The organism is Streptomyces sp. NPDC038200 (genome assembly GCF_055600785.1).
In genome coordinates, this window is the sequence record NZ_JBVJYH010000014.1 from 248,605 (window position 1) to 255,531 (window position 6,927).

The window sequence follows — 6,927 nt, forward strand, 5'->3', positions numbered from 1 at the left end:
AAGCCCTCCGCTCCCCCGGCCTCCCCGCTCACCGGCCCCCTTCTCCGGCGCGCCTCCGGAACGCGGCACCCCGACCGCCCCCGCCGCCCCCGGGCCGCGTGGTGCCGGCGGCCGGGGCACCCGGCCCGGACGCGAGTGGTCCGGGTCCGGGGCGCGAGTCGAGGTAACGGCGGGCGCCCCAGCCGAGCACGGCCTCGGCGAGCAGGAGGGGCAGGCCGCCGTCGAAGTGACCGAGTTGTTCGGCGGCGTGCCGGCAGTGGCCACAGACCGTCAGGTGCCGCCGCCCGTCCGGCAGCGGGGCGCTGCCACGGCGGATGGGGACGTCGAGGATCCGGTTGTGGAAGCGGCATTCCTCGGTGGGCGCGAGTTCGCCGTGGGCGCGTACACAACCGGCGCGGAATTGCTCACGCGCCTGTTCCAGGGCGGTCGTCGCGGTGGCCACGTCGACCCCCAGCAGACCCGCCGGTATGGATATGGGTTCGGCTTCCACCTCCGTGTGCCAGAGAAGGCATTGCGAGGCGCCGGGCAGGGCCCGGAATGCGCGGGCGGCGATCCGCCTGTTTTCCGGCGGGCCGGGTTTTGTCGCGCGCAGCCCGCGACCACCGGTGGTTTTGTGCAATTCCGGCAGGGCGACGCGGGCCGCGTCGTCCGCGGCCCAGGCGCGGACGACGTCACGGACGGCGACCAGCAGGTGCGGGCGCAGGGCGACCCCCAGGACTCCGCCCGTCGTGCCGCCGAGGACCCGGTGGAAGGCGGCGGTGGCCACCAGCTGGGCAGCCGGTGTGGCGGTGGCCAGGCAGACGACGGCGTAGTCGCGCGTGGCCCGCCAGTGCCGGGCGAGCAGTTGGGCGACGGCGTGGTGATGACCGTCACCGGGGCCGCTCAGCAGGGCGACGAGGTGGCGATCGGACTCGCCGGCCGGGCCGGGCGGGGGCGGATGTGGCGGGCGTGGGGGGTGGGGGGACTGCACGGAACCGATTCCTTTCCAGCCGCAGGTCCGCATGCACGGGGCCGTCCTGTCGGAAAGCGGTGCCTGATCGGAAAAGCAGTGCCTGATGGGTGCCTACCCAAAGGGCCGGCATGGACGTCGAGGTCCGCCTTTGCCCTCCTGCGGGAGGCTCACCTTGGCACAAACGACTCACAGGAAACAAGAAGTCGGAATGCCCCGCCGGGCACATCCGGTTTACCGCTCAATGGTTACCGGCGGTATCCCCGTGGCGTGTCCGTTCCGGCGGTTCAACTTCCCTGCGACGGCGGTGCGATGGCCGTCGGACGACATCCGTGCTCTCCGGCTTCCGGGGCCGCGGCCGGGGCGCGCCCACAGCGGGTTCCCACGCCGCTCCGGGGGTTCTCTCATCCGGGTGCCCCGGCATGGCGCGCATTCGAGGACCACTTCGACCACGCCTTCGAGCTGGAACAGGCGCTGGCGGCCAAGGGTGACACCGTGCGGCTGGACACCGTGCGGGACCCGGCGCGGCTCGCCGACATCCACCACATCCGGCAGGGCGACCCGCTGGGCCTCGGCCACGCCGTGCTGTGCGCCCGGCACCACGTCGGGAACCAGCCCTTCGCGGTCCTCCTCGGCGACGATCTGATCGACCCGCGCGAGACGCTGCTGAGCCGGATGCTGGAGGTCCGTGACCGGTACGAGGGCAGTGTGGTCGCGCTGATGGAGGCCGACCCGGCGCAGCTCCACCGCTACGGCTGCGCGGCGGTGGAACCGGCCGGCGAGGACGGCGTGGTCCGCGTGACCGGACTGGTGGAGAAGCCGGTACCCGGAACCGCGCCGAGCCGGTACGCGGTCATCGGCCGCCACGTCCTCGATCCGGCCGTCTTCGGCGTCCTGGAGCGCACCCCGCCGGGCCGCGGCGGCGAGATCCGGCTGACCGACGCCCTGCGGGAACTGGCGGCGGGCGGCACCGTCCACGGGGTGGTCTTCGAGGGGCTGCGCTACGACACCGGTGACAAGGCCGACTATCTGCGCACGGTGGTACGCCTGGCCTGTGCCCGCCCGGACCTCGGCCCCGAGTTCACCGGCTGGCTCGAGGAGTTCGCGGCCCGGCTGCCCGACACCACGGCCGAGGGCGACGAGCCGCGCCGGGCCGCCTGACGGCGCCGGCGTCAGCGCGCGGCTTCGGCCTTCGGGGCGAGTCCGCGGGCGCCGTCGGACATCCGGACCACCATGGCCAGCAGGGCGGCCACGAGGCAGACCGCGCTGAGGGTGATCCACACCGTGTCGTAGCTGCCGAAGACGTCCCGTGCGGTGGCGCCCAGGAACGCCGAGACGCCGGCGCCCAGTTGGTGGGCGGAGTTGGTCCAGCCGAAGACGATGGGGCCGTCGTCACCGTAGGTCCGCTGGCTGAGGGCGATGACCGGGGGGACGGTCGCGACGTCGACGAGACCGTAGACGACGGCGAAGGCGATCATGGAGGGCTGAGCCGAGGCGGTGAAGACCAGGGGCAGGGCGAGCAGGGTGAGCGCGCGGACGGTGAAGTAGACGGTCAGCAGCCGCCGGGGGTCGAAACGGTCGGTGAGCCAGCCCGAGACGGCCGCGCCCAGGGCGGAGAAGACACCGATCAGGGACAGCATGGACGCCGCGACGGTGGCGTGCATGCCGTGGTCGTGGGCGGCCGGAACCCAGTTGCTCCACATGATCCCGTTGGTGGAGGCGCCGCAGATGACGAACATGCCGGCCAGCAGCCAGAAGGTGCCGGTCCGGGCGGCCGCGAGGAGGACCGTCACGGTGCGGCGGGCGGCGCCCTGCGCGGGAGCGGGCTTGGCGACGAACTCCTCGCTTCCGTACGGCCGCGCGCCGACGTCGGCCGGATGGTCGCGCAGGAACAGCGCGACGAGGCCCGACACGGTCAGGGCGGCGAGCGCGAGGGTGACCACGGGGGGCTGCCAGTCGTAGTGGTCGACCGCCCAGGCGAGCAGCGGCAGGAAGAGCAGCTGGCCCAGATGGCTGGAGGCGCTCAGCGCACCGGTGACCAGGCCGCGTCGGTGGACGAACCAGCGGCTGGTGACGAGGGCGGCGAAGGTCATGGTCAGGCAGCCACTGCCCAGGCCGATCAGCACGCCCCAGTAGAGGGTCAGCTGCCAGGGCGCGGTCATCGCGTTGGTGAGCAGGGCGCCCGCGGCGATGAGGAGCATGGCACCGGCTGCCACGCGGCGGATGCCGGCGCGTTCCATCAGCGCGGCGGCGAACGGGGCGGTGAAGCCGAAGAGAACCATGTTGACGGAGGCGGCCAGCGCGATCTGGCCGCGGTCCCAGGCGTATTCCTGGTGCAGGGGGGTGACCAGCAGGCCCGGGACGGTGGTGAAGGCACCGGCGGTGACGATGGCCGCGCCGGCGACGACGGCGATGGCCCACGCCCGGCGCCCCGCCGGACGCGAGCCGGCCGGCGCGGTGGTGGGGGGTGAGGTCACAGGGGTCTGCGCGTGCTGAACCATGCTTCCAGCCTGTCCGGATCCCGATCACCCAGCGAGTGTCTGGATGGCCATGATGCGCAAGAATGTGGCCATGCCGGACAGGACAGTCTTCTCGCACCCCGCACGTCACGGCGTCGCCGTACTGGCCCGCCAGATGACCCTGCCCATCGAACTGGGCATCGTCCACCAGCTGTTCGGACAGGCCCGGGCCGGGGCGTCCGCGGACGGAGAGCCCCTGTACGAGGTCGTGACCTGCGCCCTCGGGCCCGGCGAGGTCCGCACCGACGGGGACTTCACCCTCAACGTCGGCCACGGGCCCGAGGCACTGGCGCAGGCCGACACCGTGATCGTGCTGTCCTCCTACGACGACTACGAGCAGCAGCAGCCCGGTCTGTCGGGGCCGCTCGCCGACGCGTTCGCCCGGATCAGGCCGGGCACCCGGGTGGCCTCGATCTGCACCGGCGCCTTCGTCCTCGCCTCCGCCGGCCTCCTCGACGGGCACGTCGCCACGACGCACTGGCGCTACGCCGCCCGCTTCGCGGGGCTGTTCCCGCAGGTGGAGCTGGACGCGGATGTGCTGTACACGGACGGCGGCGAGGTGCTGACGTCGGCGGGCTGCGCCTCCGGGATAGACCTGTGCCTGCACATGATCCGCAGTGACTTCGGCATGGCCGTCGCCAACGACGTCGCCCGCCGCACCGTCGTACCCCCGCACCGGGAGGGCGGGCAGGTGCAGTTCGTCCGGCAACCCGTGCCGGAGCCGTCGTCGCCGTCGACCGCCGCGGCGCGCGGCTGGGCCCTGAAGCGGCTGGGCGAGCCGATCACCCTGGGGCAGCTGGCCGCCCAGGAGGCCATGAGCGTACGGAACTTCACCCGCCGTTTCCGGGACGAGGTCGGCACCACTCCGATGAACTGGCTGACCCAGCAGCGTCTGGAGCGGGCCCGGGAGCTGCTGGAGGAGTCGGATCTGCCGGTGGAGCAGGTGGCCGAGCAGGCGGGGCTGGGCACGGCCGCCAATCTGCGGCAGCACTTCCACGCGGCGCTGGGTACCTCGCCCAGCGCCTACCGTGCCACCTTCCGCGGACCCGGTACCGCGGCATGACGCGGCGTGGGGCGGCCGGGAACGGCCGCCCCACGCGAGGGAACTGAACGGACGGCTAGCGCCGGAACTCGCGGTTGCCGAGGTGCTGCGGACGCGGCTTGGGCGCGGCGAACGGCTCCTCCAGCGTGTTCTCCACGCTGTTGTAGACGATGAAGATGTTGGAGCGCGGGAACGGGGTGATGTTGCCGTTGGAACCGTGCAGCAGGTTCGAGTCGAACATCACCGCGGATCCGGCGGGGCCGGTGATCTGCTCGATGCCGTGCCGCTCCGCCATCCGCGTCAGGTGCTCCGGGCCGGGGGAACCGACGGTGATGCGGTGCACGCGCAGCGACTCCTTGTGGAAGTCGGGCGGCGTCTCCCCGACCGAGGGGATGAACGTCTTGTGCGTGCCCGGCATGACCAGCAGCGGTCCGTTGAACGGGTGGTTCTCGCTCAGCGCGATCGAGACGCTGAACGCGCGGGGCCGGGGCATGCCGTCCTCGGCGTGCCAGGTCTCGAAGTCGGAGTGCCAGTCGAACTCGGCACCGCCGAAGCCGGGCTTGTAGTTGACCCGGCTCTGGTGGACGTAGACGTCCGAATCGAGCACCTGCCGGGCGATGTCGGTGAGCCGGGAGGAGAAGAGCAGCCGGGCGAAGACCTCGCTGACCTTCTCGACCTCGAACACCGAGCGGACCCGGTCGGAGTCCGGTTCCAGCACGACCCGCTCGGTGGCGCGCAGCTGCGGGTCCCGGCCCAGGCGCTGCAGCTCGTCACGGTAGGTCTCGACCTCGTCCGCGGACAGCAGGTTGTCGAGGACCAGGTAGCCGCTGGACTCGTAGGACGCCAGTTGTTCCGTGCCGAGCGGGCCGGGACCCTGGCCCCACACGGTGGGGTCGACCCGCGGCTGCGGGACGGCTTCGCCGGCGACGCGGGTGGGGTACAGGTCGGGACGCACGGTGGTGCTCATGCGGCGGTCTCCTTCGCGGGGGAGGGGAGGGTGTCGGCGTCGGGCCGGAGGGTCGGGGCCGGCTCCTCGGCGGCCAGTGGCCCGATGCGCTGGAGGATCTCGTCGTGATGGCCTTCGCCCAGCAGGTCGCCGGGGAAGAGCAGTTGTTCGGTGATGTCGGCCGCCCGGCGGCGGGCGTACTGCCGCAGCACCATGAGGATGGAACGGTTCTCGGCGGACACGCTCGCCTCCACGAAGCGCGCTCCGCGGGCGCGCTGCCGCTCGGCCGCCTCCTCGAAGAGCTTCACGCCGAGGAACGGGATGCCGTGCCGCGGGCTGACCGCGGTCTGCCAGACGAAGTAGGTCTCCGGTTCCTCGGGACGGCGGTAGCCGGTGAGGAAGCCGACGATCTCGTCGTCGACGGTGGCCACCAGCGAGCAGTCCGCGAAGTCGCGGAACCACAGGACGTACGCGTAGGGGCTGTTGGAGTCCAGGCCGGGGGTGTTCTCGACCAGTTCCCACACCTTGATTCCGTCGTCCGGGGTCGGGGTGCGGAAGACGGGCTTGGCCCTCGCGGTCGCCATCTCAGGCCGCCTTCTCGTCCGTGAGCAGGGGGTAGACGCCGTTCGCGTCGTGGTCCTCCCGGCCGGTGACCGGCGGGTTGAACACGCAGACGTAGCGGGAGTCGGTCTTGGGGCGCAGGGTGTGCCGCTCGTGGCCGTCGAGGAGGTACATGGTGCCGGGGGTGATCCAGTGCTTCTCCCCGGTCTCCTCGTTCGTCAGCTCCGACTCCCCTTCGACGCACAGCACGGCCTCGATGTGGTGGGCGTACCACATCGTCGTCTCGGTTCCCGCGTAGACGGTGGTCTCGTGCAGGGAGAAGCCGACGCCCTCCTTGGCGAGCACGATGCGCTTGCTCTCCCAGGTGCCGGACGCGGCCTTCACATGGCGGTCGGTGTCCTGGATCTCCTTGAACGAACGGACGATCACGGTGCGTTGCCTCCTGGATCGGGGGTGTTCGGTCGGTGAGGGTGAGGGTGAGGGGTGAGGGGTCGTGGTGGGGGCGGGTCAGGTGGTCTCGCGGACGGCGCGGGCGAGGATGCTGAGGCCCTCGTCCAGCTCGTCGGGGGTGATGGTGAGGGCGGGCAGCAACTTGACGACCTGCCCCTCCGGCCCGGACGTCTCGACGAGCAGCCCGAGTTCGAAGGCGCGGCGGGCGACCCGTTCGGCCCGTGTCGTGTCGTGGAAGTCCAGGCCCCAGACGAGCCCGCGTCCGCGGTACTCCCGTACGTCGGCGAGGTTCTCCTCGGTGATGGAGATCAGTGCCTGCTCGACCTGCTCGCCCCGGGTCCGGGTCTGCTTCTCGATGACGGACGCGTCGGTCCAGTAGGTCTCCAGGGCGGCGGTGGCGGTGACGAAGGCGGGGTTGTTGCCGCGGAAGGTGCCGTTGTGCTCGCCCGGCTCCCACACG

8 protein-coding genes are annotated in these 6,927 nt (G+C 72.0%); 2 read left to right on the plus strand and 6 right to left on the minus strand.

From position 1 onward, the window contains the following. Positions 1-28: 28 nt before the first annotated feature. A complete protein-coding gene (locus ACZ7KF_RS26995) occupies positions 29-970 on the minus strand; it encodes a hypothetical protein (protein WP_471080101.1) in 942 nt (313 codons plus the stop codon). Between the two features lie 291 nt (positions 971-1,261). Here ACZ7KF_RS26995 and ACZ7KF_RS27000 point away from each other — a divergent pair, with 291 nt between their 5' ends. Continuing rightward, positions 1,262-2,110: a UTP--glucose-1-phosphate uridylyltransferase gene (locus tag ACZ7KF_RS27000; RefSeq protein WP_471080104.1), complete on the plus strand. Its 849-nt coding sequence runs from the start codon at positions 1,262-1,264 to the stop codon at positions 2,108-2,110. Positions 2,111-2,121: 11 nt separating this feature from the next. Here ACZ7KF_RS27000 and ACZ7KF_RS27005 read toward each other — a convergent pair whose 3' ends face one another. After that, on the minus strand, positions 2,122-3,450 hold the full coding sequence (locus ACZ7KF_RS27005) for an MFS transporter (protein WP_471080107.1): 1,329 nt from the start codon (positions 3,448-3,450) through the stop codon (positions 2,122-2,124). Between the two features lie 70 nt (positions 3,451-3,520). On the opposite strand from ACZ7KF_RS27005, the gene ACZ7KF_RS27010 reads away from it, so the two are divergent. Next, positions 3,521-4,531: a GlxA family transcriptional regulator gene (locus ACZ7KF_RS27010; protein WP_225827636.1), complete on the plus strand. Its 1,011-nt coding sequence runs from the start codon at positions 3,521-3,523 to the stop codon at positions 4,529-4,531. 55 nt (positions 4,532-4,586) lie between these two features. Here ACZ7KF_RS27010 and thpD read toward each other — a convergent pair whose 3' ends face one another. The 4 genes from thpD to ACZ7KF_RS27030 form a co-directional block, all read right to left on the minus strand. Then, on the minus strand, positions 4,587-5,477 hold the full coding sequence (thpD, locus tag ACZ7KF_RS27015) for an ectoine hydroxylase (RefSeq protein WP_471080111.1): 891 nt from the start codon (positions 5,475-5,477) through the stop codon (positions 4,587-4,589). Next, a complete protein-coding gene (ectA, locus tag ACZ7KF_RS27020; protein WP_471080114.1) occupies positions 5,474-6,040 on the minus strand; it encodes a diaminobutyrate acetyltransferase in 567 nt (188 codons plus the stop codon). Before ectA ends, thpD begins: the two co-directional genes overlap by 4 nt. Position 6,041: 1 nt before the next feature. Continuing rightward, positions 6,042-6,446, minus strand: a complete 405-nt coding sequence (locus ACZ7KF_RS27025) for an ectoine synthase (protein ID WP_225827633.1) — start codon at positions 6,444-6,446, stop codon at positions 6,042-6,044. A 78-nt stretch (positions 6,447-6,524) separates the two neighbouring features. Further along, a partial coding sequence (locus ACZ7KF_RS27030) for an aminotransferase class III-fold pyridoxal phosphate-dependent enzyme (RefSeq protein ID WP_471080117.1) occupies positions 6,525-6,927 on the minus strand: 403 nt, incomplete at its 5' end.

Excerpts from the sequence above, each read along its gene's own strand:
- ACZ7KF_RS27010 (WP_225827636.1), top strand. The coding sequence starts at position 3,521 with ATGCCGGACAGGACAGTCTTCTCGCACCCCGCACGTCACGGCGTCGCC.
- ectA (WP_471080114.1), bottom strand. The coding sequence starts at position 6,040 with ATGGCGACCGCGAGGGCCAAGCCCGTCTTCCGCACCCCGACCCCGGAC.
- ACZ7KF_RS27005 (WP_471080107.1), bottom strand. The coding sequence starts at position 3,450 with ATGGTTCAGCACGCGCAGACCCCTGTGACCTCACCCCCCACCACCGCG.
- ACZ7KF_RS27000 (WP_471080104.1), top strand. The coding sequence starts at position 1,262 with ATGGCCGTCGGACGACATCCGTGCTCTCCGGCTTCCGGGGCCGCGGCC.
- thpD (WP_471080111.1), bottom strand. The coding sequence starts at position 5,477 with ATGAGCACCACCGTGCGTCCCGACCTGTACCCCACCCGCGTCGCCGGC.